Below are 24508 nucleotides of genomic sequence, written 5' to 3'. Positions count from 1 at the left end.
ATCAATTATAAGAAAAACTACTAACTTGTTTTAAAGTTTAAATATGTTTTCAAAGTCTTCTTTACTCCATCTCCGCATTCCTTTTTCCTTTTTTCTATTACCAATATTTCTATTCTCGCTTTCTATTTCTCCTAATCTAAATGAGTTAAGATTGTTTTGGGTCTTTTTTATCATTCATTTTCTTCTTTACCCTGCAAGCAACGGTTACAACAGTTATTTTGATAAGGACGAAAAAAGCATAGGCGGCCTCAAGAATCCTCCCCCTACCAAAACAGGTCTTTACTATCTTTCTCTTTTACTTGATGCTTTAGCAATAATTTTAGGTTATCTGAAGTTAAACTTAACTTTTGCTGTGATGTTATTAATTTATGGACTAGTATCTAAAGCTTATAGTCATCCATCTATAAGATTAAAAAAATATGCCTTTACAAGTCTTGTTATCACCGGCATCTTTCAGGGGTTATTTACATTTCTCATGTGTTATGTTGGCGTGAATGACTTCCCTATTTCTATAGCTTTAAGACCTAACGTAATCATACCGGGCATATTAACGTCTTTAATGCTTTGGGCCAACTATCCCTTAACACAAGTGTATCAACATGAGGAAGATAGTAAAAGGGGAGACACTACAATAAGTTTAAAGCTTGGAGTTAAAGGAACATTTTATTTTTCTATCATCGTTTTTGGTGTTGCTCTCTCTTGCTTTCTACTTTACTTAAATCTATACTTTTCGAGTAAGTACGCTATGATTTTTCTTATGGCAGTTTTACCCGTGCTATTGTATTTTTTCTACTGGCTGATGCTCGTCTTGAGGAATAAAAACAACGCTGACTATGGCCGCACAATGGCGCTTAACTATATTTCAGCAACTTGTCTTAATCTTTTTTTTCTTTACCTCTTTTTTAATACTACCCAAGTACACCAGTTTTTGTAATAACATTAAAACGGTTTGCCATGTGTATTCCTAACAATTAATTGGGCTATTGAAGAAGAGTGAAGCATAAGCTTCACAGCAAAATCAGATGTGAAAGAGTTACCGAATAATTTCTGCACTATTCTTCCTAACATAAGCCGTTGTGAAAACAATTTAGACCATGCTTTTCTGTAATCAGTCTCGAGCTTGTCTCTTGTTATTTTATCCTCACAAAATTTAAAAGAGATTTCACTAATCAACTTCCCACTACGAATTGCCATAGCCATACCATTGCCACACAGTGGTGTTATCATACCTGCAGCATCACCCGCCAACAGCATATGGTGTTCAACAGGCCCTTTCGTCGCAAATGAAATTTCATTTATCACAAGGGGTTTGTTATCTGTAAAAACCGCCTCCTTAAATAGTTTCTCTAAATTTGGATTTTTAAAAAGAACATGCTTTTCCATTTCTGAGATGTTCTTAAACCTTCTTACTACATCACGATGAACAAGGTAACATATGTTTGTAATACCATTCTCAACATTTACTACGCCACAATACCCCCCAGAAAAATTGTGAAGTGCTATTACATTTTCAGGATGATTACTCTTAACATGATATTTTATTCCAACATAGGGAGACCTTCGCGTTAGGTGCTTTCTCCTGAGTTGTGTATCCAGCCGTGATCGCTTGCCAAATGTGCCAATTACAAGATTAGCACTGTGTGTTGAAGATTCGAGCTCAATGTTAAACTTAGTGTTGTTGTAAACTACATCTAATACCTCAGTATTTGTGTGAATCTTTACACCAGCCTCCACGGCTTTTTTGTATAAAAAATGATCAAAAGCGTATCTGCTTATACCAAAGCCACCGAGGTCAAGCAGCATTGTGGCAGAATGTCCACTAACAGATGATAGTTGCAAAAAAGAAATTTGCGGAGGATTAAAATTTTCGGGGTATAAATTATTTTGTTTTAAAAAAGAAAGCGTTTCGTTACTAATGTATTCTCCGCAAACGCGGTTTATAGGGTAATCCTTCCGCTCAAAAATTGCACATGGCACTCCTTTTTTTGCTAACTGGATACCTGAAACAAGACCCGCTAAACCTCCACCTACGATTGCGATGTTCTTCAATTTTCGAAATAATTATATGGTTATTAAAGGTAACCTTATAACTGAAATATAAAAGCGTAAAAAATTTCAAAAAAAGGAATCTCTTTTAACCCTGGAATACGTTATATACAGTATTAGTTGGTATGAATACAAAGTTTACAATTCCGAAAAGTGCTGAGCCACTTCATGTTTTGCTTATAGGCAATAATCCGATAGAAATGAGCGGAGTACTTACAAAGCTTAAGCAGATTAGAACGAAAAAGATAGTAACAGAAATCGCTTTTGATGTTAAAAGCATATTAGACCGCTTGATTCGCTTCAAGCCTAATTTTATTTTAATTGATGATAATATTGGTAAAGCAGAATTATCACAAACTATTCAGGCTCTTTCTCAGAGTAATAAAACAAAAGACGTACCTATTACGGTTTTGAAAAATTCGAACTACCAGGAGTCTTTTGGTGCATCTGGCATTCTAGATTATCTACTAAAGAATAATCTTTCAGCAGAAGTGTTACACAGCGCATTACGCAATTCTCTTCATGTTAGGCGAGCACAGCAATATTTGATTCAAGCCTATCAAAAAAGAAAGAAATCATTACTGGCATTCTCTTAAATCTGATCTTCAAGTCTAAATTCTTTACGAATTTTTACACCGTTCCGTTCGATCAAAAGTTTGATTTTCTTTCCGGGTTTGTTGTTAAAAAATCCATTGATAAGATTTAGTGTAAGCACGGATGCAGAAATTCCATTTACAGTAAGAATAATATCACCAGAGGCAACCCCAGCTTTATCAGAAACCGATTGTCTTCTGACTTCTGTTACTTCAAATACATTTAATCGAGATCCTTTAGCTTTAATTGTTATTCCGCTTAAATTGTAATGGAAGTCCTTTTTAAAGGCACTATTTTTCTTGAGGTAAATTTGTTCCTTAGGAAAATTAAAGACAACGGTAAAACGGCTAAGGACTTCACCTCCAATCGCTCCGTTTCTTTGGGCTGAGCCCACTTTTAAACTATCGAAGTAGCTATTGGGATCAGGGAAATTTGTAATGGGTCCGTGGAGTTGTAAGTTGCCAAGTATGAGTCTATCTATTCTGCCTACCCTGCCAGTTATTTCTCCGCCCAGACCTCTTCCAATTACACTGCTCACTGTATTTTCCGGAACAGAAATTCTTGAATCTGATGCGGGATCGAGCATAAGGCCATGGCTTGCGCCTGAATCTACCAGAAGCTTTGCTGTCAGTTGGGTTCCATCAGCCAATATTACCGGCGTGGTGAGGTAAGGTTTTGTATCTTCAATACGAATAGGCAACGCTTGATACTTCTTGTTCGGCTTAAATCTTTCCGGAAGCATTAATGTTAAAATCTTTTTTTCATAATCGATTTTAACAATAAACCTGCTGAATAACTCATAACCCAAAATTCCATGCACGTCTGTGCCCAGGTAATTTCTGAGCTCCAGGTAGTCCTGATCAAGAACTAAGAGTGCATGGCCCCTGCCAAGTACACCAGGAAGTTCAAGAGAAACATTATTCGTTATATAAGCATCAACAACCTTTATTCCTCCAGGGCCTGCGATACTGTACTTTCTCGAGTAAGAGAGATTTAAAATGTCACTAAAGGTTTTCTGTGTGAGAATTGCTGTTCGTACGCCCGTATCAAGAATGAATTTAAGAGGTAGGGCACCATTTAAAACTATCGGGACTACAACGAGATTGTTATTAATCTCAATTGGTATTTGAACCTTAGTTCTTCCTTCCGCCAAAGAAAAACCGAGCACCTGCGAAAAGCCTTTGGTGCAAGCAAAAATGATTACTATTAGAAAAGTGTATAGGCGAGTCATAATGTCTGACACACCACTCAATATAGATAAATTTTTTAATAGGTTATGATATCAAAGAAAGGGCGCCTGCAGCAGCGGTTAGTATAAACTATGTATACCTTCTCCTGGCGATCTAAGAACAGATAAAGAGATATTGTAAAGGCCAGCTTAAGTTACTCCATTGTTATGGAGTACTAACAACTTGCTCACGCCACCTATATAGAATAGGTTGTTTGGCAATAGAATCAGATGATATTTAGAACTTGTTGTCGTGCTTGTTTTTGCTCACCATTTTATTTGGGAATATCCATGGTGAAACGATAGCAAGGATAAAAAGAGCAATAACAACGTAAAAAGGCCACCAAGAAGCAAAATCCATATTTCTAAATTTTAGAGTTGTAAAAATAGGGTGTATTGGACTAATTTTTATTAGAAACTTAAAAAAATGTTTTTAAGTTTAATTTCTTGATAAGCAATAGTTTAGTTTATTCGGGGCCATGAAAAAGTTTGTAATTTATAGTTTAATAGGTATTGCAGTCATCGGCGTGCTGGCAGTTATAGTCATATACGTTCAATTAAGAAAAACAAAATCCTTCTCTCCGGAAGACAATATTGTTTATTCCCAAGATGATCTCTCTATAAAAGTTTTTTACAATAGACCTTATAAAAAAGAGCGGCAGGTATTTGGAGCGCTTGTACCTTATGATAAAGTTTGGAGAACCGGGGCAAATGAAGCCACTACTTTTGAAACCAATAAAGACCTGATTATTGAAGGTAAAACCTTAAAAGCAGGCAAATACTCTCTCTGGACCATTCCACGACAAGAAATCTGGACTGTCATTTTTAATTCCGAATATGGCCAATGGGGCATAAATTCAAAGGGAGAAGCAAACAGGCAACCTGAAAAGGATGTATTGAGTATTGATGTTTCTTCTGTACAACAGGACCAAATTTTTGAACAGTTTACTATCTCCTTCGAAAAAACAGGTGAAGATCTTGAGATGGTACTCGCGTGGGATAAAACCCTTGTGGCTCTTCCCATCACCTTTAAACAAATGTCCTCAGAATAACTTAATCTGTTTCTTTATCACTATTTCTTTACCACTGCTTTGATAACAAGTCTCCTATTATCTGGAGATGTTGCAGGAATAGAATTTCCAAAGTAGCTAATCCTATCTTTACTTGCACCTAAGGAAATAAGATAATCAGCAATTGCTTTAGCCTGTTTGGTTGTGCGATTATTATGGTAGATCGTCTTAACGATTATCGTATCTCTTTTATAGAGCTGACCAAGTGAGTCAATGTCGTCATATTGAGTGGTAACTGAATCATAAATTGCCTCCGTTAAATCAGGGTTTGAGGGAATAGTATCTTCAAGATAACCTGTTTGCAATACCTGTATATCAAATTTAAAGCTTGGGTTTCCATTAATTACTCTTACTAAACGCTTCCATTCGCTTACCCCCTCTGTTAGCATCAGTTCACTTGAAGAAGGATTAAATTGCACTCTATCCAGATTGAGTTCATCGCCAATTACCAGAGCTTTTAGTGTTGCTTTTAGTTTTTCAACCTGGGGAATCTTGTCGCTATTGTTCAAATCAAAGATTCTAGAATAGTAGGTGAGATTATTTTGCTCCGGATCGAACGATATTTCATATCTACTTCCTTCTTTCAGATATAAATAAAACGATCCATCAGCAGCTGGTTTAGCATTATAAACCCTTTTATTATTCGAAACATCAAAAGCCGAAATATAAGCGGATACCGCCTTACCAGCAGGATCGGTAACACTCCCCTCTACCTTCATTATTCCCTTTGGCCTAAGGGATTCAGGTATCAGAAATTCAACCAACTCATTTTTACGCGGGCCTTGTGTATCTTTTAGAATATATCTTCCTAATGCAGCTACGCTGATATACTGATCATCTTTGTCGGTGTTAATAAAATCGAGGGGCTTCGGGTCTGTCCACTTTCCATTCACGAGCCTGGTAACATATAGATCCATTCCTCCCTTTTTGGGAGATAATTTATCTGATGAGAAGTATAGTGTTTCTCCATCCGCCATGATTCTTGGTGTCTGAGAATTTCCGGTATTAATATTCGATGGCAACTCTACAGGTTCTTCCCATTGGCCATTCGGTTTTTTTGTGCTTTTTAAGATCCTGCAATTTTCACCTTTATTCTGGTCCATCTTTTCGCATCGCATGAAGTAAACTGTATTACCATCCGTAGTAAAAGTTGGACAGCCTTCATGCGCTTTTGTATTGAGTGGTAAGCCAAAATTTCCTGGCTCTGACCATGATGTTCCTTTCAGATCACTATACCAAATGTCAAACCCTCCTACTCCAGGACCTTTTAAAGTTGTGAAGTAAAGCCGTTTTCCGTCCGCACTGAGTGAATAACCACGTAAAAAATTTAAACGCGATTGTATATGTTTTGGAAACAGCTGAGGTTCGCGCCAGTCGCTAACTTCCCGAAACGTATAAAACGGAGTTAATACACCATCTTCGGCATTATCGGAGATAAACACTAATGCGTTAGCGTCTGCACTGAGATAGGGCGAGTACAAATTAAGTGAGGGATGATTAATGCTGGAAGACAACTTTCGCGTTTGTGCCTGTCCATTTGCATAAAAAGCTGAAAAGTAAAGGCCGAATACAAGAAATAAATACTTCATACGATTGCGGGATTATACAAAGGTACGGATAAATTGTAAGAGCATGAATAATCAACTTTTGATCCAAATTATTTTCTAGTTTTCTGGTTTTCAATGCATCTTTAGACTTTGTATTTTAATTTAGCTGTTCTAAAATCTACTTCAGATGATTCAGGTTATACCATCCATTGCCATTCGTAAGGGTAACGTTGTAAAAATGCGAAAAGGAGATCCTACGAGTGAGAAGGCTTATGACGAAAATCCACTTGATCTAGCAAAGCGATTTGAAGACCATGGTATTGAAGTAGTTCATTTAGTTGATCTTGACGGAGCTGAAAAAGGAGGCCCGGTAAACTGGCATGTATTAGAAGCGATACGTGGCCATACCGATTTAAAAATTGATTTTACTGGAGGTATTTCAACTGACGGAGACATTAGTAAGGCTTTTGAATACGGTGCAGATTATATTACAGCAGCGAGTGTTGCTGTTACTGATCCGGAATTATTTGCTTCATGGATTATTTCGTATGGCAGGGAAAAAATGACCTTAGGTGCTGATGTTATTAACAAAGACTCAAAAGAATTGTTATTCAGAGGTTGGCAACGAAAAGCAGAGCTCACTCTATTCGACCATCTTGATTACTTCTATTCTCGTGGTTTAAAATACGTAAAGTCAACTGACGTTTCACGTGATGGTGTACTCGAAGGGCCGGCCTTCGATTTCTATGAAGATATCTTAAAAAGATTTCCACAAATCTCAGTACTAGCCAGCGGCGGCGTGCGTGGGGTTGATGATATCAAACGCTTAAACGACATGGGGATTTTTGCTGTTATTTTTGGTAAAGCCTATTACGAAGGAGTACTTAACCTTAAAGACCTTGAACAATTCCTGGTCAAGAAGGAGGCCTAACCCCCCTTCCCCTTTCTTTATTAAAGATAGCTTAGCCACCACTTTTCTTTGTTTGCAATTTTATACCTGTCGTACCATAGACATAATGGATACAGCAATAGAACTACGGCTATCCAAACAAAGTATACAACACCCAGATTAAACCCATACCTTTTTAGGTTAGGTGAATCTGTAACCCATGTATTAAATACCATATCAGAAATATCAAAGCCAGTGGCAAGGGCAGCGACTACAGCTATAATGTGAATCAGATACAAGTGAGTGATGTAGTAAAACATTGGAACCCTTCCAAGTGAGATCACATATTGTGATATCCTACCATTATAATTCTCAGAAAAAGAAAGAAAAATAAAAGCAGGCCCAAGTGTAATAAGTGTATACAAAAGTGAAGGTGGATACTTTGTTACGTTTAGAAAAGACAGAAATGTGTAAAGAACATTACCCTGACTTTGCCATGGAAAAGGATCACCATAGACATTTAATAAACGAAGTATGCAAAATGAAACTATCATGAGTAATCCGATAGTCAAGAGTAGTCTCTTTCTTCGTGTTGCATCAAAAGTAGGCTTGTAAAAATTACCAAAGCAATAACCAAGAATCATTATGCCAGTCCATGGTATGATGGGGTAACCTACAAAAACAAAGAAGTGGCCCAACGCGAAGCCTCCTTGTTCGTGGAGTAATGACCAGGTTAAAGAACTACCAAAGCCTTCTTTAATGTGAATGCTATCAAGGAAATTATGCCCTGCTACTAACACAAATCCTAACGCGAGGAGAAGTTTAAAGGGAATATAGATAGCAACACTTAATACAATCATTCCAATTGCCAATGCCCAAATAACTGTAAGTGCTAGCAAAGGAAACTCAGCATTGAAGAACCATGCAAAATTTATAACAGTAAACTCAAGCACAATCAGCCACAAGCCTCTCTTCAATAGAAATGCTGATAGCTCTGCCTTACCTTTTTTATTACCAACAAGAAAAGCAGAAGTACCCGCCAAAAAAACAAATACGGGAGCACATAAGTGTGTGATCCATCTTGTAAAAAACAGTGCGATACTTGTCTTTTCCAGATCTAATGGATTGTAAAAAAAGGCATCTGCATGAAAGTAATCACGCACATGATCCAGTGCCATAATTATCATCACCACACCTCTAAGTAAATCAATAGATTGAACGCGGTTCAATTGCTTTTGGCCCAACACAGTTTGAGAAGAAGGAACAACGTGAATAGCTACACTAGACATAGATGAAATAAAATATGAATAACAAAATTGAGAAACAAATTGTGTTTATCTCCATATCACATCGAAGTAAATTAATCATATCAGTTTTTGTGTTGGAGCAAGAACAAAACTCGCGTTGTAACAATAACTATTCAACCCACTTCTTGCTATAAAGAAGAACCTCTAATAACTGATTCAAAAAAAGGTAGATCTACTCGATTACGATCGTAGACGATTTTAATTCCGATTAAAAAAGGCTGCACTTTTATAGTGACAGCCTCTTACACTTCACAACGTATTTAAAAATTAATTAACAGAACATTCAATTAATTGTTACTGGAAAACTTACCTGTACATCCGTTTCACCACCTGCATTGGTAATGTCTCCACTTTTTACTCCAGATGCATTTTTTTGCGGCTCATGTCTTAAAGTAACAGTAAACTCTCCGGTACTTGCATTGCCAGTAGTAGCATTGTTAGTTAATCCTACGGGTAAACCATCTTTGTCGTTGTCTGCATATGTTACGTTAAGATTGAGACCGTTGCTTCTCCCAAAAAAGAATTGATGTTCTGTTCCCTCCTCTAACACTTCCTCGCTGATGTTTACGGCCGGATTTACAGATTCATTTAATAATTGAACAGTTAACTTATAAGTAGTGTTTGATGACAACGTGATATCGCTGATTACAGGTACAATAGGTCCGTCCTCATCTCTATCTATCCATGAAAATACGGAAGCATTTCCTTCAGGATTTCCTGTTGCATTGAGCGGTTGAAAAACCAATACTACTGTAGTGATCAACTCTTCTTCATTCACTGGCTCCGGATCATCATCACTGCACGAGAGCAACAATGTTGCAAATAGAAAAATATAAGCCAAAATCTGTTTTGGAGTAGGCATAATAAGTTGTGTTTTTTGTGAGTTCATTTTTATCAGGTTTATTAAGTGTTAATGTTGTAAGAAGTTATAAGACAACCGTAAAGAAAAATTCCTGCCTATCTCATCGCTGTAGTATCGCAATCTATTCATATAGTTACGATATACTTCATTGAAAACATTTTCAGTGGATAACGAGAACGTTAGGGTATTTTCTTTTACAGGAATTTTAAATGAAACTGATGCGTTTACCAACAAGTAGCCCGCAGGTGCAGGAGCAAAATCAAAATTTTTACCCTGTACAGTTTCAGAATCCAGGTCCAATGGGTATACAACCTTTGGCGCACGTATTTGCTTAAACGTATAGGGAAGATTAACACTGATGATTAAATCTTTAATCCTATTTGAGTTAACATTGAAGCTTACACCATTTTCAATTTGAGCTGGAGGAATAAAAGGCAAAACGTCGTCGTTATCTCTATCCTTGGCGTACAGATAAGACCCTTTTAACTTGTAAGTTATTTTCTCACTAAATGTATACTTCAGACTAACATCACTTCCTGTTAATACAGCGTTGTTTTGTCGGTATTGAAAGGCTGGGAAGTTTCCCCGGTTGGTAAGACGTGTTTCGTAAGGACGCAAATAAACATAGTTATCAATATCGTTATAGTACAAAGAAAAGTCTAGTGAGAGGTTCTCCTTTGTATGCTGCAATGTTCCTATTATCTTTTTTGAAATCTCTTCTTTAACGTGCGAGTGGTCCGTGATCTTTACACCCTCTTTTAACATAAGCCCTTCTTCAATTGAAGCTGTGCCATGATGAAGTCCTTCACTGTAAAGTTCACTTACATGTGGTGGCCTGGTAGAATAGCCAGCGTTAACAATAATTCTCCATGATGGTGTCCAATTATAAGTGGCGCCTAAGTTGCCAGAGAAGTAATGAAAATTAAATTCAGGTTTTAGAAGCGTTCTGTTCTGAAATGTCTTAACAAGTAGATGTTGATAATCATACCTTCCTCCAGCTTCCAAAACCCATTTATTAAACTTCAACTTTTCGAATACAAAAATACCTGAAGCGAGTTGATTATAATCTGGTATCAAAGCTACAATACCTGTTTCTTGCGTATCATTTTTATTAGACTTCAAAGTTCCATTTATGCCGATGCTCCCGCTGTGGTGCCCCTTCTCATGATCCAGTGTAACATCAACAACATTGCTAAAAAGGCCCAGTGAAAGCGCGGGTCTTGTGTTGTTATCACCTCTTCTGATATCAAACTCTTCACGTTGATTGAACTGCCCGCCATATTGAATATTCAGTCTTCCTAAATTTCGTATCTGTTCGTACGCCTTAACTTTAACAAGATAGTGCCTTATGTTTTGACGTGGATTATTAATATCGTAGGTAAAATCTTTAATATACCATGGGCGTTCACTTACTATAGAACGTTGTAGATCTTCGTTATTTCCTGTATGTGCTGCGCGAAGTATACCAATTGCGGTATTAAAACTACTTATGTAGATTTCACCTCCATGATGATCGTGCTCAAAGCCTAATGCGGCAGAAAAGTTATACTCTTCAATGCCAGTGTTAGATAAGTTATAGTCAGGTGTATGATAGTCGCCACCCTTTTTAAACGAGCCCTGAACACGCCAGCTACAATGTCTCCAAGGCTTGATACCTCCTTCCATCATTCCTGAAAACACACCCATCCGGTTATTGCTTACAAGGCCAACATTAAATTCACCTCCTATTTTTTCTGTAGGATGCAAAGCCGGGGGATTAACTATGATAACTCCTCCAATGGCATCGGAGCCATATCTTACAGTTTCAGATCCCTTAACAACTTCAATTTCTGATGCAATAAACGGATCAATTTCCGGTGCATGTTCAACACCCCACTGCTGACCTTCTTGGCGAATGCCATTATTTAACACCATTATCCGTTGACTGTGCAAGCCATGAATTACAGGTTTAAATATTGCCGGACCAGTTTGAAGTGCATTTACTCCTGGTATTTCTTTTAACGACTCACCCAGGGGTTTGCCATGAAGACCGGCTAAATCTTCTCTACTCAAAATAGCAGAAGTCTGAGATGCGCCCCTCCGAAGTTGTTCGCCTTCAACAATAACATCATCTAAAACTTTTTGCGCCCGTTGAAGTATAATGTTGATTTTTCTTTTAATGGGTAGGTCGAGCGTTATGGTTATATTACTGAAACCAACGTACGACACCAGGATTTGAACTCTATCCTGGCATAAATGATCGAAAATAAAACTCCCGTCATCAGCGGTAAGCACAGTTTGTTCTGTATTAACGATCTTAACAGTAGCCTGAGGCAAGAACTTACCTTCATCAGACAGTATTTCGCCTTCAATACGTTTATTGCAAGGTTGCCCAGGCAACAAATCAGAAGACAAAATCAAAATAAAAATTAAAAAGAGCCTCTTCATTTAAATGCAACTGTGTTGCAAATATAGAAAAGGAAATAAATAAACCTCTGTAGCTAACAATAAATGTTAGTCTACGATGTCCTGAAGTTTGTACTTCTCAATTATATAATAGAGAAAATTAAAAGAAAGGATAGAGTCATCTTTCTCTTTTGCGTGCTTGTCGGCGGGCGCTTTTTGGTTAGCGGCTGGCTTTTGAGCTTTATTGTTAGTTGCTGGTGCTGGCGTAACGGGTGATGAGGGGGCGTTGTTTTGTGAGTTTGAACCAACAGAATCTTTATTGGAAGAATAAGAAGTTCTGGGCGTATAACGAGAACCAGATTCACCGGAAGAAGAAGATATAATGCGATCTCTGTCTACTACCTCAACCGTCATTTCAATATCCTGCATTCCACCGTCTTGTGCATACACAAAGCTGCTTAAGGAACTTAAGAAAAGCAATGAAACGATATATGAGAGCTGAACCTTCATTATTCGGTAAATTGTTTAAACACCAGCATTTTGTTTTTTGTTTCAGCAAAGTACGAAATAAAGCGGTAATACAAACATTATTTATTGATTAAACTATCGAAATCAGGTAGTTAAGAGCACTTTAAATTGCATTTCGCATGTTTCTGACTACTTTTCGTCCGTTATTTAAAGCAGTATGATCTCTTGGGAAGATTTTTCAAAAATAGATATCAGAATCGGTACAGTAATTAAAGCAGAGATATTTGCTGAAGTAAAAAAACCAGCCATTAAGCTGTGGATAGATTTAGGGGAAATGGGAGTTAAAAAATCCAGTGCTCAAATAACAACACATTACAATCCTGAAGGCCTGGTAGGCAAACAAGTAGTCTGTGTTACCAATTTTCCTCCCAAGCAAATTGCCAACTTTATGTCAGAGGTACTCGTTACGGGGTTTCCTGATGAGAAAGGAAACGTAGTTCTTTGTACTCCAGATAAGCCGGTACCTGACGGCGCTAAATTATTTTGACTATAGTGATCTATGATTTGGTTTTCAGATCTTCCTGCTTTAACAAATGGTTCCGTTTTATCCATGGATCAGAACCAGCTTATCACCAATCTTATTACAGATAGCAGGAAAGGAAGCAATGTAGAAGGCTCTGTCTTCTTTGCAATAAAGGGCCCTCATCACGATGGTCATTTATACATCAAAGATCTATACAATCAAGGGATAAGACAATTTGTAATAGAATGTGAAATAGCAGGGTTAAGTACACTTGCGGGTTGCAACATCCTCTTGGTAGAATCTTCTATTCATGCAATTCAGGCTATTGCTTCAGCGCATAGAAGCAATTACAACATCCCTGTTGTAGGAATCACAGGCAGTAATGGAAAAACAATCATTAAAGAATGGCTCTATCAGTTATTATCGCCTGATTACAAGATTGCCAAGAACCCTGGTAGCTATAACTCACAGTTGGGTGTTCCTTTATCGGTATGGCAACTGCAACCATATCATCAATTAGGCTTATTTGAAGCCGGTATTTCAGAGCCTGCGGAGATGGAAAAACTTGCAAAAATTATACAACCAACCGTAGGTATATTCTCGAATCTAGGGTCGGCACATGACGAAGGTTTTGAAAGCCGAAAGCAAAAAGCTGAAGAAAAATTCAAGTTATTCGAAAACTCCACAATCGTAATTTATTGCAAGGACCATCTATTGATTGATGAGGTTGCCGTTCGATCAAATAAAAAGCTACTGAGCTGGGGCTTTAGCAACAATGCAGATATAATCATTCGTAAAGATGGTAATTACTTTCTGATCAGTTATCAAAATGAACAGGAACGCATTACTATTCCTTTTACAGATAGCGCATCGGTTGAGAATTGCCTGCATTGCGTCGCATTGTTGATTTATTTGAAGTTTGATTTAAAAGAAATTAATAATCGCATTGCTATGCTTCGCTCGATTCCCATGCGTCTGGAATTGAAAGAAGGGATCAACCAGTGCCAGATTATTGACGATACTTATAATAACGACCTGGCGGGTTTGCAAATCAGCACGGAGTTTCTGGCTAATCAGCATCAAAAGAAAACAAAGCGCATAATATTATCCGATGTACTACAATCGGGCTTGCCTGATGAAGATCTAGTAAAAAAGATTGCAGAAGTAATCGCACGTAGAAAAGTAGACTTCTTTGTAGGAATAGGTGAATTACTAAGCAAGCATAAGAAGTACTTTCCCTCCTCCTCTACTTTCTTTGAAAGTACGGAGGCCTTTCTTACAGACTTTGATGAGACCAAACTTCAAAACGAAATTATACTGGTTAAGGGAGCAAGGCCTTTCCAATTCGAAAAGATTGTCAATAAGCTGCAACGCAAAGTGCATGGCACTGTGATGGAGATTGATTTGAACGCCGTTGTTCATAATCTGAATTTTTTTAAGTCACGCATTAAGCCATCTACAAAAATTATGGTGATGGTTAAAGCCTTTGCTTATGGAAGCGGAAGCACTGAAATAGCCAACCTCCTGCAGTTTCATAAAGTAGATTACCTGGGTGTTGCCTATGCAGATGAAGGAATAGAACTAAGAAAGAATAATATTTCTTTACCCATTATGGTAATGAATCCTTCTGAAGATAGTTTCAACAAACTTATTGGTCACCACCTGGAACCTGAGATTTATAGCTTTAAGATTTTTCATTCCTACTTAAACTTTCTTGATGGGAGAGAAAGTACAATTCATTTAAAACTAGACACGGGCATGCACCGTCTTGGTTTTGATGAGGGAGACATTGAAGAACTAAAAGGCCTTCTGATTAAACACCAGAATATAACAGTGGCCAGCATATTCAGCCACTTGGCAGGCGCTGATGAAGCCATGCATGATCAATTCTCAAAGCAGCAAGGAGAAAAGTTTTTCAGATTAGCAAATGACGTTTCTTCCATTTTGCCTGCTAAGCCTTTGTATCATCTTTTAAACTCTCCGGGTATCCTCAGACTTCCGGAAATGCAGTTTGACATGGTTAGATTAGGCATAGGGCTTTACGGTGTAGATCCAACACAAGAAAGAATTGGAGCGCTAAAACCTGTAGCAACATTAAAAACGTTTATATCGCAAATTAAGACCATTCCTGCAGGTGAATCTATTGGTTATGGAAGAAGAGGAAATGCAGAAAAAGAAATGAGGATTGCCACCATTGCCATTGGATATGCCGATGGTTTTAGCCGCGCATTTAGCCGCGGTATCGGAAAGGTTTTAATAAATGGGAAAATGGCATCAGTGGTTGGCAATGTATGTATGGATATGACAATGGTTGATGTTACTGGTATAGATGCACGTGAAGGAGATGAGGTGATTATCTTTGGAAAGGAGTTTTCGATACATGATGTAGCCAATCGTATCAATACCATCCCATACGAAATTCTCACAAGCACGAGCGAGCGCGTGAAAAGAGTATTTGTAGCTGAAGGAATCTAAAGTTTTTTTCTGCTCTATCCACAGCCCAGGTTTTTCTTTAAATCGCGTTGAGGCATACCTCCGAAGTCGAAAGGATTTTCTCCTTCATCGGCATCATTCTGTTTTTCTTGTTTTTTCTCTTCCACCTCTTTCTGATGCTTTTCAGATTTCGGAGCATCATTCTCCTCTTTTTCTTTCTTTTCCATAAGTTACTTTTAAAACTATTAATTCTTTCAATCCCTTTAAAACCTTCTAAATGACTTATCAGTGATCTACCATGGCAGACTAGTCTGCGTTCAGTACAGGTTCTATGGATAATCAGTGCAGATTCAGCCTTTTTTCAGCCTAAATACGGTTTTTAACCGTAAAAGGGCCCTTTTTCCCTTGTTCCACCGAACGACCACCCTATCATTACCCTATCACCATGAAAGCTACTCGGTCCCCATACTGATTCCCCATGGTACCTGTACGAGTAAGCATAGGACTCTTCTTGTATTAACTAATGCTACACAATATCTACGCTAAAGTAGAATCCTTTGATAAAAATCATTGTTTGTGAATGGAACCACCCATATCTTTGCCTTGTTTGTAATTAATCTAAATAACCAGAATTGAGTTCAACCAAAAGTGTCGCGCAAATGAAGCCAGGTGAAGTAGCAATAATTGCTGGTTTCAAAGACGAATACATTTCCGTGAAGTTGATGGAGATGGGATGCCTTCCTGGTGTACCTGTTCGATTTAATTTTACTGCTCCGTTTGGCGATCCTATTTGCATCAGTGTATCTGGTTATGAGCTGTCTTTAAGACTTGAGGAGGCAGCAACCATTTCAATCGTTCAGTAATGTCAGAGATAAAGCGGCAGAAAATTGCATTGCTCGGGAATCCCAATGCAGGAAAATCATCTCTCTTTAACCATTTGACTGGTCTTAATCAGAAGATTGGCAATTTTCCAGGGGTAACAGTCGATAAGAAATCGGGTATTTGTTCGCTGCCAGATCAAAGCATTGTTGAGATTGTAGACCTTCCCGGCATTTACAGCATTTATCCCAGGAGTTTAGACGAGCAAATAGTTGCTGAAATTCTGCTCGACCATCATTCGGCATCGACGCCCGACAAGATCGTTGTCATTGCTGATGCCACCAATCTTAAAAGAAGTCTTTTACTTGTTACGCAGATAATAGACATCGGCCTGCCCGTAATTCTTGCATTAAACATGATGGATCTGGCTGTGAAGTCAGGCATCAGCTATGACCTAAAGGCGCTATCTTCTAAACTTGGTATTCCTGTTATTCCTATAAATGCGAGAAACGGAATAGGATTAGAAGAACTTAAACGTGCCTTCCTTCAGCCTTTAGCGCCCTCACCAAAGCCTATTTTTTCAGTATGGGATGACGCTAAACCTGCCGTACAGGAACTACGTGAGAAATTGAAGGTAGATAACGATTATGAAGCCTACCAATTTCTTGAACAACCAAAGTCGCTAAAATTTCTGTCAGCTTCAGACCAACATGTAGTTGGTGCAATAAGAACTGGATATAATTTCTTCCCCGGAAAATTTCAGGGAGCGGAGACCATCCAGCGTTACAGTATTATACAGGATCTTCTGAACCAGGTAACGCTAAAACAAGGTGATAATTCATGGAAGCAATATTCCAACAAGCTTGATAAGATACTTACACATAAAGTGTGGGGTTATGTTATCTTCTTCGGACTTCTGTTTTTGATCTTCCAATCAATTTTTGCCTGGGCAACGTTGCCGATGGATATGATCGATACATTGTTTGCGGATTTTAGTGGTTTTGTTAAGAACGCATTGCCTGAGGGTCCGCTTACAAGTTTAATTGCTGAAGGTATTATTCCTGGTATTGGCGGTATACTAATCTTTATTCCGCAGATTGCCATTCTGTTTGCGTTTATCGCGATTCTGGAAGAATCAGGGTACATGGCACGCGTGGTATTTCTAATGGATAAGATCATGCGAAAATTTGGTTTAAATGGGAAGAGTGTAGTGCCTTTAATGTCGGGCGTTGCATGCGCAATTCCTGCTATTATGGCAACCCGTACCATCGATAACTGGAAGGAAAGAACAATCACTATTTTCGTAACGCCTCTTATCAGTTGTTCGGCCAGGCTTCCGGTTTTTACTATTCTCATCGCTTTAATTATTCCTCCCGACAGGGCTATTGGTTTTTTTAATCTACAGGGTCTTGCACTTATGGGACTTTACCTGTTAGGATTTGTTGCTGCAATAGGATCTGCCTGGGTTATGAAATTGCTTATTAAGGTTAAAGAAAGAAGCTTCTTAATCATGGAGCTACCTGCCTACCGCGTACCACGGTGGTCAAACGTTGGCTATACAATTGTCGAAAAAACAAAAGCATTTGTATTTGAAGCTGGTAAAGTAATACTTGCTATCTCAATTGTTCTATGGGTACTAGCCAGCTACGGCCCTGGTGATAGATTAGAGAATGCAAGAGAAACAGTGCTTTCACAATCAGCTAATTTAAGGTTAACAGAGCAAGGGCTTGAAGATAGGGTTGCAGCGTATAAGCTTGAGAATTCATACGCGGGTGTAATCGGAAAAGCAATAGAGCCGGTGATTAAACCGCTTGGTTACGATTGGAAAATCGGAATTGCACTTTTAACCTCTTTTGCTGCAAGGGAAGTTTTTGTTGGAACCATCGCCACGATATACAGTATAGGAAGTGTAAATGAAGACGATCAGGATACAATTAAAGAGCGGTTAGCCAAAGAGGTAGATCCGGAAACAGGTAATCCTCGCTTTACACCTGCAACAGGTTTTTCATTACTGATATTCTATACTTTCGCCATGCAATGCATGAGCACATTGGCTGTGGTGTATCGGGAAACAAAAGGATGGAAATGGCCTTTGCTTCAACTCCTATATATGACTGCATTGGCATATCTATCTGCCTTTGCTGTTTACCAGCTGTTATCATAAGCATCCGAATTGCTCCAATAACTTTATTATCTTTACAGGAAATTATCTGAGGCAGATAGTCGTATGCAGTAAAAGAAAAACCACTTCTTCTATTCACCATCGAATTACGAAGTAGCTCGTGTTGCAATGACAGAACCCTCTCTAATCTGACAATAAATGTTTAAAAAGTTCTTTCCCCTGCTGCTGTTGCTCAGCCTGGTTATTGCTTGTGGTAAAAAATCTGATGGTGTAAATAAGTTCTCGGACACCGAGATAAAGAAAATTTACGACTACAAAGACAAGAGACTTTCGGACAGTTTATACCGATATTTTAGCCAGGAAGATTCTACTTATCGAAAAGAAGCCGTACTCGCTTTTGGTTCAATTCAAGACAGTGCAGCGTTACATCATATTGGCAAGCTTCTATTTAACGAACCCTCTACTTCGGTGCGAAAAGCAGCTGCTTTTGCTATAGGGCAAACACCTTCAAAAGAAAGTGAAAGAATATTGCTTGGAGCAATAATGAAAGAAAAGAACAATGTTGTTCTGAATGAATTACTTGAAGCTTACGGCAAAAGAACCGTTAAGTGGGAGCTCATTCAGCCCACATTGTTAAAAGACACAAATGGAAACGAGGGGTTATCCTTATCTATTTACCGGGCAGGATTAAATGGGAAGACAGATACTACAGCCAACAGGATTGCTTCTATTCTTTTAAGCGAAAATCTGAATGAATCTGTACGCTTAATTGCAGCGCACTATTTTGCAAGAGGAGCAAAAGATCTCGGTATATACACGAAATCAATTTCACAATCTGCGTTAAATGATCGTTCTGCTGAAGTAAGAATGGCGGCGGCATCAGCGCTGCGTAAAGCTAAAGATCCTGCTGTTGTAAAGACACTAAAAGAGATTATTGATTCTGAACGCGACTTCAGGGTTAAGGTAAATGCTTTATATGCCCTTAGGAGCTTTCCTATAGAAAATACAAAATCCATCTTATATGCTGCCCTTTACAATAACAACCCCAATGTTGGAATTGCGGCATCTGAAGTGATTAAAGCAGTAGCAACAAAAGATAACTGGATTGAACTTTCTAATTTAACAGGGAGAATTGAAAACTGGAGAATTAAAGCGAACCTATTTGAAGCTGCGATTAAAGTTAGTGACAACAAATCGCTTATCGAAGAAGTAAAACAATCGATAAATCAAAGCATCAATCCATATGCTCAAGCTTCATTAATTTCTTCTTTACAGAATTCAATTTCTGCTTTTGATTTTATCCAAGAAAAACTTTCGGCTGACACAGCTGTTGTTCGCACATCTGCTGCCAGTGCTCTTGCAAATTTGCATCAACAAAAAGATTTTAATCAGAGCCTGAAAGCAAAGTATGCCGAAGTTTGTAAAGAGGAGATGTTAAAACAAAAGGTTGACGCTGCAGTGATAGGCATTCTTGCTGAACCCCTTGCTGATTCTTTAAATAATTACAGGAGCACTGTAAAGGACTTTTCTTTTTTGGCTGAGGGGGCTAAAAAATTAAGCCTTCCAAAAGATAACGAAGCACTTCAGCCCGTCGAGAAAGCGATAGCGTATTTTGAAAGAAGAAAGGCGAAACCTGTTGTAAATGAGTTTAACCACCCCATTGATTGGGACTTCATTAAGAACATCAAGAACAATCAGGAAGCAATAGTAAAAACCACAAAAGGAAATGTAAGAATACAATTGCTAACAGATGAAGCCCCAGGTTCTGTAGCTAACTTTGTAAAGCTTGCGCAAAGCAATTACTTTGACGGAAAGCCCTTCCATCGTGTAGTTCCAAACTTTGTAATCCAGGGAGGCTGCAATCGCGGTGATGGTTGGGGAAGTGAAGACTATTCTATAAGATCAGAGTTTACCACACGTAAATACAAAACAGGAAGTGTCGGCATGGCCTCAGCCGGAAAGGATACCGAGGGAACACAATGGTTTATAACCCATTCTCCAACACCCCATTTAGACGGCCGATATACAATTTTTGCAGAAGTTGTTGAGGGAATGGACTTGGTACATCGTATTGAGGTTGGTGACGTAATCACAGACGTAGAGATTGCCAAGTCAAAGTAAAACCGAATTGCTAATTAAATTTAATACTATTAGTATTCATTAAGGCTGTCTAAATTGCAGTCAAAACATTTAGATCTTGAGTCAGTCATTCAATCAACATTTTAAATTAGGTATTTTAGGAGGCGGTCAGCTAGGACGTATGTTAATTCAATCAGGTATTGATTTTAACATTGATTTTACTGTGCTTGATCCAGACCCATCGGCACCGTGCTCAACCCTTGCTCAGTTTAAATCAGGAAAGCTTACTGATTTTGATACTGTGATGCAATTTGGCAGTCACTGCGACATTATTACAATAGAGATTGAGAACGTAAACACACAAGCCCTTAAACAACTTGTTAAACAAGGAAAAAAGGTGTTTCCTCAGCCAGAGGTTATAGAGCTAATACAGGATAAAAGAGTTCAGAAAACTTTCTATAAAGAACACAACATCCCCACGGCGGATTTTGTGCTTACTGAAAATGCGCAAGATGTGCTTAAACATAAAACTTTTCTTCCTGCTGTAAACAAACTTGGAAAAGAAGGATACGATGGGCGCGGTGTTCAAATTATAAGAACAGAGCAAGAACTTTCAAAAGCATTTGATGCGCCCGGTCTTCTTGAGAAGTTGATAGATTTTGAAAAAGAAATCTCTGTTATCGTAGCACGAAATGAAAAAGGTGAAATAAAAACATTTCCTGTTGTAGAAATGGTTTTTCATCCTACGCATAATCTTGTAGAATATTTGTTTGCTCCGGCGCAACTATCATCTGACGTTATTAAGCAAGCAAATAATATAGCAGAAGACATTATTAGAAAATTAGATATGGTAGGTCTTCTTGCTGTTGAAATGTTTGTAACAAAAGATAGTAAGGTGCTTGTTAATGAGGTTGCGCCGCGGCCACATAACAGTGGGCATCAAACTATTGAAGCAAATATTACCTCTCAGTATGAACAACACCTGCGCGCCATACTCAACTGGCCCTTGGGTGATACATCTTTGGTGATACCTAGCGCCATGGTAAACCTACTTGGTGAGCCAGAATATTCGGGTCCAGCAGTATATAAAGGTTTTGAAGAAGTAATCCGTGAGAGAGGTGTACATGTTCATCTTTATGGCAAAAAGCTAACTAAGCCGTTTAGGAAAATGGGACATGTTACCATTGTAGATGAGGATGTCGAAAACCTAAAGAAGAAGGCAATTTTTGTTAAAGAAACTTTAAAGGTTATAGCAGCATGAACAAGCCGGTTGTAGGTATTATAATGGGCAGCCAGTCTGATCTCTCGGTGATGAAAGAGGCAGCAGAAATATTAAATGAATTTGGCATTGCTTATGAGCTAACCATTGTTTCTGCTCACAGAACCCCGCTTCGCATGGTTAACTATGCACAGGGTGCGCGCCAAGCGGGAATAAAAGTTATAATAGCTGGTGCGGGCGGTGCTGCCCATCTTCCCGGTATGGTGGCATCGCTAACGTCTCTTCCTGTTATTGGCGTTCCTGTTAAATCATCAAACTCTATTGATGGCTGGGATTCTGTACTCTCTATACTACAAATGCCAGGCGGGGTGCCTGTAGCGACTGTAGCTTTAAACGGTGCAAAAAATGCAGGTATACTTGCTGCACAAATATTAGGCAGTAGCGATGAAAAAATAGCTGAAAGGTTGGACGCATATAAGAAATCACTTGGCGAAAAAGTAGAAACCGACGCAGAAAACATCCTTTCAAAAGGATGGAGGTCCGCTTTGAAGTAATGGATTTCGTTGCTGAGACAAAATCGCGTATCTTATACTCCTACCATTTTTTCTTCAATGAATCCTAATGAAAAAGGTTGGCTAAAAGAATATCTGGAGTTTCGCCAGGAGCTATTGAAGGACATTGGCACTGATTCCAATCATAAGCAAGGTCATCCTGAACAATCTCTCTACCGTATCATACAGCCCACAGGTTTAATGTATGGCCAAACCGTAGGTAATATTGAGAATTTACAATTAGAGAACTGGAATGAGAAGGACAAGATGAAAATTTTGTTGGCTGAGAGCTTAATAAGCAGCTCTCTCCTTTTCAATGACAAGCCAGTCACCACCCCTGATGAACTGTCAAAAGTTATCTTTAACACACTTAAGAATATTGGTAACTTTTACAATAATATATTTCCGGAAATTGCTACACCATCAAAAACTATTTTCGGAAAAAAGCGCACGCCCCTTGAAATCGCAGAGAAGATACTAGACAAGCGGATTGAACACACAGCAGAGTTTGAAGGGAACTTCTGGAGTCATTTCTTTCACAATAGTCTACTCTTTCTTGATATATTCATCTTTGGGCAGTGGATTCATACCAACGCAGACAGAATAGTGGCGGACTTTTTCCGCTATGAACGTGATGAGCTGCGATTTTCTGTAGTTAAAGTAATAGCTGCTGCTGCGCATGCCAATAAGGAAGTAGTTTACGAAGAGAAAAAATTAGTTGAGTTTTTTATTCACAGTACTAACCTCCCTGCAGAGAAAAGAAAAGAGGCATTACGAATATTTGAGACCGGTGTTAGAATTGAAGAAATTAATCTTCCTTCTGAAAACTCCTGGATTTTAAGGAAATATTTTTTGGAGATGGCTATTCTTACTATCTGGGCCGACAAGAAGGTTGAAGAAGGTGAGATGGAGTTTATAGAAGCATTCGCAAAACAACTCGGCTTTACGGATGATGATCTTGAGAACAGTTTACTTGCTATAGAAGGATTTGTGCTTGAGCATTGGAAACAGCTCGGGCACCTACAGGATAAGCAGGATTACGATGAAGTTAGCGAACAGTTTATAAACCGGGTAGCCAGAATTGCTGAGAAGAATAAGAAAACACTTTTTAAGGAAATTCAAGGGAGTGACAATGTTATGGAACTCCTCAGCAAAGCAAAGTCAGATTCGCTAACAGTAGAGGAAAAGGAGAAAGCAAGAACTGATTTGATTGCTATTCTCAAGACTATACCCACCTTTGTTATTATTTCTTTGCCTCAGAAGTTTCTTACACTTCCTATTCTGCTTAAAATATTACCAAAGAACATTATTCCCGATGCTGACTAATCGTCAGCTCTGCGGGGAATAATTACCGAAAAGACTATCGAAAGGATCAGTGTTGCAATAATTACCGTAAAGGAGAGGTACACATTCACCTCTATGTGCCATATATCCAGCAACATTTTCGCACCGATAAAGAAAAGGATAATTGAAAGTCCTTTTTGAAGCAGGTAAAACTTGTCAATAATGCCAGCGAGTAAAAAGAACATCGCCCTTAAGCCCATTACCGCAAAAATGTTGGAGGTATAGATAAGAAACTCGTTTTGAGTAATCGCAAAAGCTGCAGGAATTGAGTCTACTGCAAAAATCAGATCAGTAGTTTCAATCAAGATGATAACCAGGAAAAGCGGAGTAAACATTAATTTTCCCTGCTCTCTTACCAGGAATCTTCCGCCATGTTCGCCTTTCGTAACAGGAAGATATTTGCGGCAGAACTTTAATATCGGATTCTTTTCGGGTTCTATCTTCTCGTCACCATCTTCCAGGTAGATACGGATACCAGAATAAATCAGGAATACACCAAAGATGTACAGTATCCAGTGAAATTTGGCGATAAGTAAAGCTCCGACGAAGATAAAGATTGCTCTAAAAACTATAGCTCCGAAAATACCCCAGAAGAGTATTTTATGATAATACTCCTCCTTAACCTGAAAGTACTTCAGAATTAAAAGGATTACGAAAATATTATCAACAGACAGGGCATACTCTGTTAGATATGCCGAAAAATACTCGACGGCACCTTCAGCACCACTGTCGTCATAAGCATAGATAAAAATGCCAAAACATGTTGAAATAAAAACCCAGAAAATAGACTGGTAGAGCGCTGATTTGGTTGATATCTTCCTTGCTTGTTTATGGAATAGCCCTAGATCAAGCACAAGAAACAGGATAATGATAATAGCAAAGATTCCGAAAAGAATAGTCTCTCTTTCGCTATGGTTCCTGAAAATGGAAAATAGAAGTATGTTCAAACCTGATTGCAATGGGGTCAAAAATTACAGATTAAAGTTTCGGAAATTGTTCAATATTAATATTTTCCTAATACC

Annotated in this window: 22 protein-coding genes; 12 read left to right on the top strand and 10 right to left on the bottom strand. The window is 38.4% G+C overall.

The annotated features are described in order from the left end of the window. Positions 1-43: 43 nt before the first annotated feature. Positions 44-934: a UbiA family prenyltransferase gene (locus tag KK060_RS13030; RefSeq protein WP_254154177.1), complete on the top strand. Its 891-nt coding sequence runs from the start codon at positions 44-46 to the stop codon at positions 932-934. 5 nt (positions 935-939) lie between these two features. Here the strand turns inward: KK060_RS13030 and KK060_RS13025 are convergent, their stop codons facing one another. Further along, the gene (locus tag KK060_RS13025) at positions 940-2049 is read right to left on the bottom strand and encodes an NAD(P)/FAD-dependent oxidoreductase (RefSeq protein ID WP_254154176.1); all 1110 of its coding nucleotides are present in this window, start codon (positions 2047-2049) and stop codon (positions 940-942) included. Positions 2050-2171: 122 nt separating this feature from the next. On the opposite strand from KK060_RS13025, the gene KK060_RS13020 reads away from it, so the two are divergent. Further along, positions 2172-2642 carry a hypothetical protein gene (locus KK060_RS13020; protein ID WP_254154175.1) on the top strand — a complete coding sequence of 157 codons (471 nt, stop codon included), beginning with the start codon at positions 2172-2174 and terminating at the stop codon, positions 2640-2642. Here KK060_RS13020 and KK060_RS13015 read toward each other — a convergent pair. Both KK060_RS13015 and KK060_RS25050 read right to left on the bottom strand, forming a co-directional pair. Further along, on the bottom strand, positions 2639-3871 hold the full coding sequence (locus tag KK060_RS13015; protein WP_254154174.1) for an aspartyl protease family protein: 1233 nt from the start codon (positions 3869-3871) through the stop codon (positions 2639-2641). The genes KK060_RS13020 and KK060_RS13015 overlap by 4 nt on opposite strands. Before the next feature lie 235 nt (positions 3872-4106). Beyond that, a complete protein-coding gene (locus KK060_RS25050) occupies positions 4107-4229 on the bottom strand; it encodes a hypothetical protein (protein ID WP_267293366.1) in 123 nt (40 codons plus the stop codon). A 118-nt stretch (positions 4230-4347) separates the two neighbouring features. Here KK060_RS25050 and KK060_RS13010 point away from each other — a divergent pair, with 118 nt between their 5' ends. Beyond that, on the top strand, positions 4348-4920 hold the full coding sequence (locus KK060_RS13010) for a DUF2911 domain-containing protein (protein ID WP_254154173.1): 573 nt from the start codon (positions 4348-4350) through the stop codon (positions 4918-4920). 20 nt (positions 4921-4940) lie between these two features. Here the strand turns inward: KK060_RS13010 and KK060_RS13005 are convergent, their stop codons facing one another. Beyond that, on the bottom strand, positions 4941-6527 hold the full coding sequence (locus KK060_RS13005; RefSeq protein WP_254154172.1) for a hypothetical protein: 1587 nt from the start codon (positions 6525-6527) through the stop codon (positions 4941-4943). Between the two features lie 145 nt (positions 6528-6672). Between KK060_RS13005 and KK060_RS13000 the strand changes: the two genes are divergently transcribed. Next, positions 6673-7416, top strand: coding sequence for a 1-(5-phosphoribosyl)-5-[(5-phosphoribosylamino)methylideneamino]imidazole-4-carboxamide isomerase (locus KK060_RS13000; protein ID WP_254154171.1), 744 nt, complete (start codon positions 6673-6675; stop codon positions 7414-7416). 20 nt (positions 7417-7436) lie between these two features. Here KK060_RS13000 and KK060_RS12995 read toward each other — a convergent pair whose 3' ends face one another. The 4 genes from KK060_RS12995 to KK060_RS12980 form a co-directional block, all read right to left on the bottom strand. After that, complete coding sequence (locus KK060_RS12995) at positions 7437-8663, bottom strand: acetyltransferase domain-containing protein (RefSeq protein ID WP_254154170.1); 1227 nt, start codon at positions 8661-8663, stop codon at positions 7437-7439. A gap of 301 nt (positions 8664-8964) precedes the next feature. Further along, positions 8965-9570, bottom strand: a complete 606-nt coding sequence (locus KK060_RS12990; RefSeq protein ID WP_254154169.1) for a hypothetical protein — start codon at positions 9568-9570, stop codon at positions 8965-8967. Positions 9571-9591: 21 nt separating this feature from the next. Continuing rightward, positions 9592-11943, bottom strand: coding sequence for a TonB-dependent receptor (locus KK060_RS12985; RefSeq protein WP_254154168.1), 2352 nt, complete (start codon positions 11941-11943; stop codon positions 9592-9594). A 93-nt stretch (positions 11944-12036) separates the two neighbouring features. Then, positions 12037-12438 (bottom strand): hypothetical protein, encoded by a 402-nt coding sequence (locus KK060_RS12980; protein ID WP_254154167.1) that lies wholly within the window; start codon positions 12436-12438, stop codon positions 12037-12039. Between the two features lie 175 nt (positions 12439-12613). Here KK060_RS12980 and KK060_RS12975 point away from each other — a divergent pair, with 175 nt between their 5' ends. Together KK060_RS12975 and KK060_RS12970 are read left to right on the top strand one after the other, a co-directional pair. Continuing rightward, on the top strand, positions 12614-12943 hold the full coding sequence (locus tag KK060_RS12975; RefSeq protein ID WP_254154166.1) for a tRNA-binding protein: 330 nt from the start codon (positions 12614-12616) through the stop codon (positions 12941-12943). Between the two features lie 12 nt (positions 12944-12955). Continuing rightward, entirely contained in the window at positions 12956-15394 is a 2439-nt protein-coding gene (locus KK060_RS12970; protein WP_254154165.1) for a bifunctional UDP-N-acetylmuramoyl-tripeptide:D-alanyl-D-alanine ligase/alanine racemase, read from the top strand. A gap of 14 nt (positions 15395-15408) precedes the next feature. On the opposite strand, the gene KK060_RS12965 is transcribed toward KK060_RS12970, so the two are convergent. Then, positions 15409-15579, bottom strand: a complete 171-nt coding sequence (locus KK060_RS12965) for a hypothetical protein (RefSeq protein WP_254154164.1) — start codon at positions 15577-15579, stop codon at positions 15409-15411. 405 nt (positions 15580-15984) lie between these two features. Between KK060_RS12965 and KK060_RS12960 the strand changes: the two genes are divergently transcribed. The 6 genes from KK060_RS12960 to KK060_RS12935 all read left to right on the top strand — a co-directional run bounded on the left by KK060_RS12960 (position 15985) and on the right by KK060_RS12935 (position 23468). Next, the gene (locus tag KK060_RS12960) at positions 15985-16215 is read left to right on the top strand and encodes a FeoA family protein (RefSeq protein WP_367397485.1); all 231 of its coding nucleotides are present in this window, start codon (positions 15985-15987) and stop codon (positions 16213-16215) included. Continuing rightward, on the top strand, positions 16215-18335 hold the full coding sequence (gene feoB / locus KK060_RS12955) for a ferrous iron transport protein B (protein WP_254154163.1): 2121 nt from the start codon (positions 16215-16217) through the stop codon (positions 18333-18335). The genes KK060_RS12960 and feoB overlap by 1 nt, the downstream gene beginning before the upstream one ends. A 156-nt stretch (positions 18336-18491) precedes the next feature. Further along, complete coding sequence (locus KK060_RS12950) at positions 18492-20414, top strand: peptidylprolyl isomerase (protein WP_254154162.1); 1923 nt, start codon at positions 18492-18494, stop codon at positions 20412-20414. A gap of 76 nt (positions 20415-20490) precedes the next feature. After that, the gene (locus KK060_RS12945) at positions 20491-21633 is read left to right on the top strand and encodes a 5-(carboxyamino)imidazole ribonucleotide synthase (RefSeq protein ID WP_302180070.1); all 1143 of its coding nucleotides are present in this window, start codon (positions 20491-20493) and stop codon (positions 21631-21633) included. Next, entirely contained in the window at positions 21630-22145 is a 516-nt protein-coding gene (purE, locus tag KK060_RS12940) for a 5-(carboxyamino)imidazole ribonucleotide mutase (protein ID WP_254154161.1), read from the top strand. Before KK060_RS12945 ends, purE begins: the two co-directional genes overlap by 4 nt. 57 nt (positions 22146-22202) lie before the next feature. After that, positions 22203-23468: a hypothetical protein gene (locus tag KK060_RS12935; protein WP_254154160.1), complete on the top strand. Its 1266-nt coding sequence runs from the start codon at positions 22203-22205 to the stop codon at positions 23466-23468. Here KK060_RS12935 and KK060_RS12930 read toward each other — a convergent pair. Continuing rightward, on the bottom strand, positions 23465-24433 hold the full coding sequence (locus tag KK060_RS12930; protein WP_254154159.1) for a TerC family protein: 969 nt from the start codon (positions 24431-24433) through the stop codon (positions 23465-23467). The genes KK060_RS12935 and KK060_RS12930 overlap by 4 nt on opposite strands. Positions 24434-24508: the final 75 nt, after the last annotated feature.

Origin of the sequence: Chryseosolibacter indicum, from assembly GCF_018598585.1 — a bacterium.
Classification (GTDB): domain Bacteria; phylum Bacteroidota; class Bacteroidia; order Cytophagales; family Cyclobacteriaceae; genus Chryseosolibacter; species Chryseosolibacter indicus.
The sequence above is the reverse complement of the archived record's forward strand: the minus strand, read 5'-3'. Positions and strand labels throughout refer to the sequence as shown.

Excerpts from the sequence above, each read along its gene's own strand:
- KK060_RS13030 (WP_254154177.1), top strand. The coding sequence starts at position 44 with ATGTTTTCAAAGTCTTCTTTACTCCATCTCCGCATTCCTTTTTCCTTT.
- KK060_RS12935 (WP_254154160.1), top strand. The coding sequence starts at position 22,203 with ATGAATCCTAATGAAAAAGGTTGGCTAAAAGAATATCTGGAGTTTCGC.
- purE (WP_254154161.1), top strand. The coding sequence starts at position 21,630 with ATGAACAAGCCGGTTGTAGGTATTATAATGGGCAGCCAGTCTGATCTC.
- KK060_RS13005 (WP_254154172.1), bottom strand. The coding sequence starts at position 6,527 with ATGAAGTATTTATTTCTTGTATTCGGCCTTTACTTTTCAGCTTTTTAT.
- KK060_RS12965 (WP_254154164.1), bottom strand. The coding sequence starts at position 15,579 with ATGGAAAAGAAAGAAAAAGAGGAGAATGATGCTCCGAAATCTGAAAAG.
- KK060_RS13000 (WP_254154171.1), top strand. The coding sequence starts at position 6,673 with ATGATTCAGGTTATACCATCCATTGCCATTCGTAAGGGTAACGTTGTA.
- KK060_RS25050 (WP_267293366.1), bottom strand. The coding sequence starts at position 4,229 with ATGGATTTTGCTTCTTGGTGGCCTTTTTACGTTGTTATTGCTCTTTTT.
- KK060_RS12970 (WP_254154165.1), top strand. The coding sequence starts at position 12,956 with ATGATTTGGTTTTCAGATCTTCCTGCTTTAACAAATGGTTCCGTTTTA.
- KK060_RS12990 (WP_254154169.1), bottom strand. The coding sequence starts at position 9,570 with ATGAACTCACAAAAAACACAACTTATTATGCCTACTCCAAAACAGATT.
- KK060_RS12950 (WP_254154162.1), top strand. The coding sequence starts at position 18,492 with ATGTTTAAAAAGTTCTTTCCCCTGCTGCTGTTGCTCAGCCTGGTTATT.
- KK060_RS12980 (WP_254154167.1), bottom strand. The coding sequence starts at position 12,438 with ATGAAGGTTCAGCTCTCATATATCGTTTCATTGCTTTTCTTAAGTTCC.
- KK060_RS13020 (WP_254154175.1), top strand. The coding sequence starts at position 2,172 with ATGAATACAAAGTTTACAATTCCGAAAAGTGCTGAGCCACTTCATGTT.
- KK060_RS12975 (WP_254154166.1), top strand. The coding sequence starts at position 12,614 with ATGATCTCTTGGGAAGATTTTTCAAAAATAGATATCAGAATCGGTACA.
- KK060_RS13010 (WP_254154173.1), top strand. The coding sequence starts at position 4,348 with ATGAAAAAGTTTGTAATTTATAGTTTAATAGGTATTGCAGTCATCGGC.
- KK060_RS12995 (WP_254154170.1), bottom strand. The coding sequence starts at position 8,663 with ATGTCTAGTGTAGCTATTCACGTTGTTCCTTCTTCTCAAACTGTGTTG.
- KK060_RS13015 (WP_254154174.1), bottom strand. The coding sequence starts at position 3,871 with ATGACTCGCCTATACACTTTTCTAATAGTAATCATTTTTGCTTGCACC.
- feoB (WP_254154163.1), top strand. The coding sequence starts at position 16,215 with ATGTCAGAGATAAAGCGGCAGAAAATTGCATTGCTCGGGAATCCCAAT.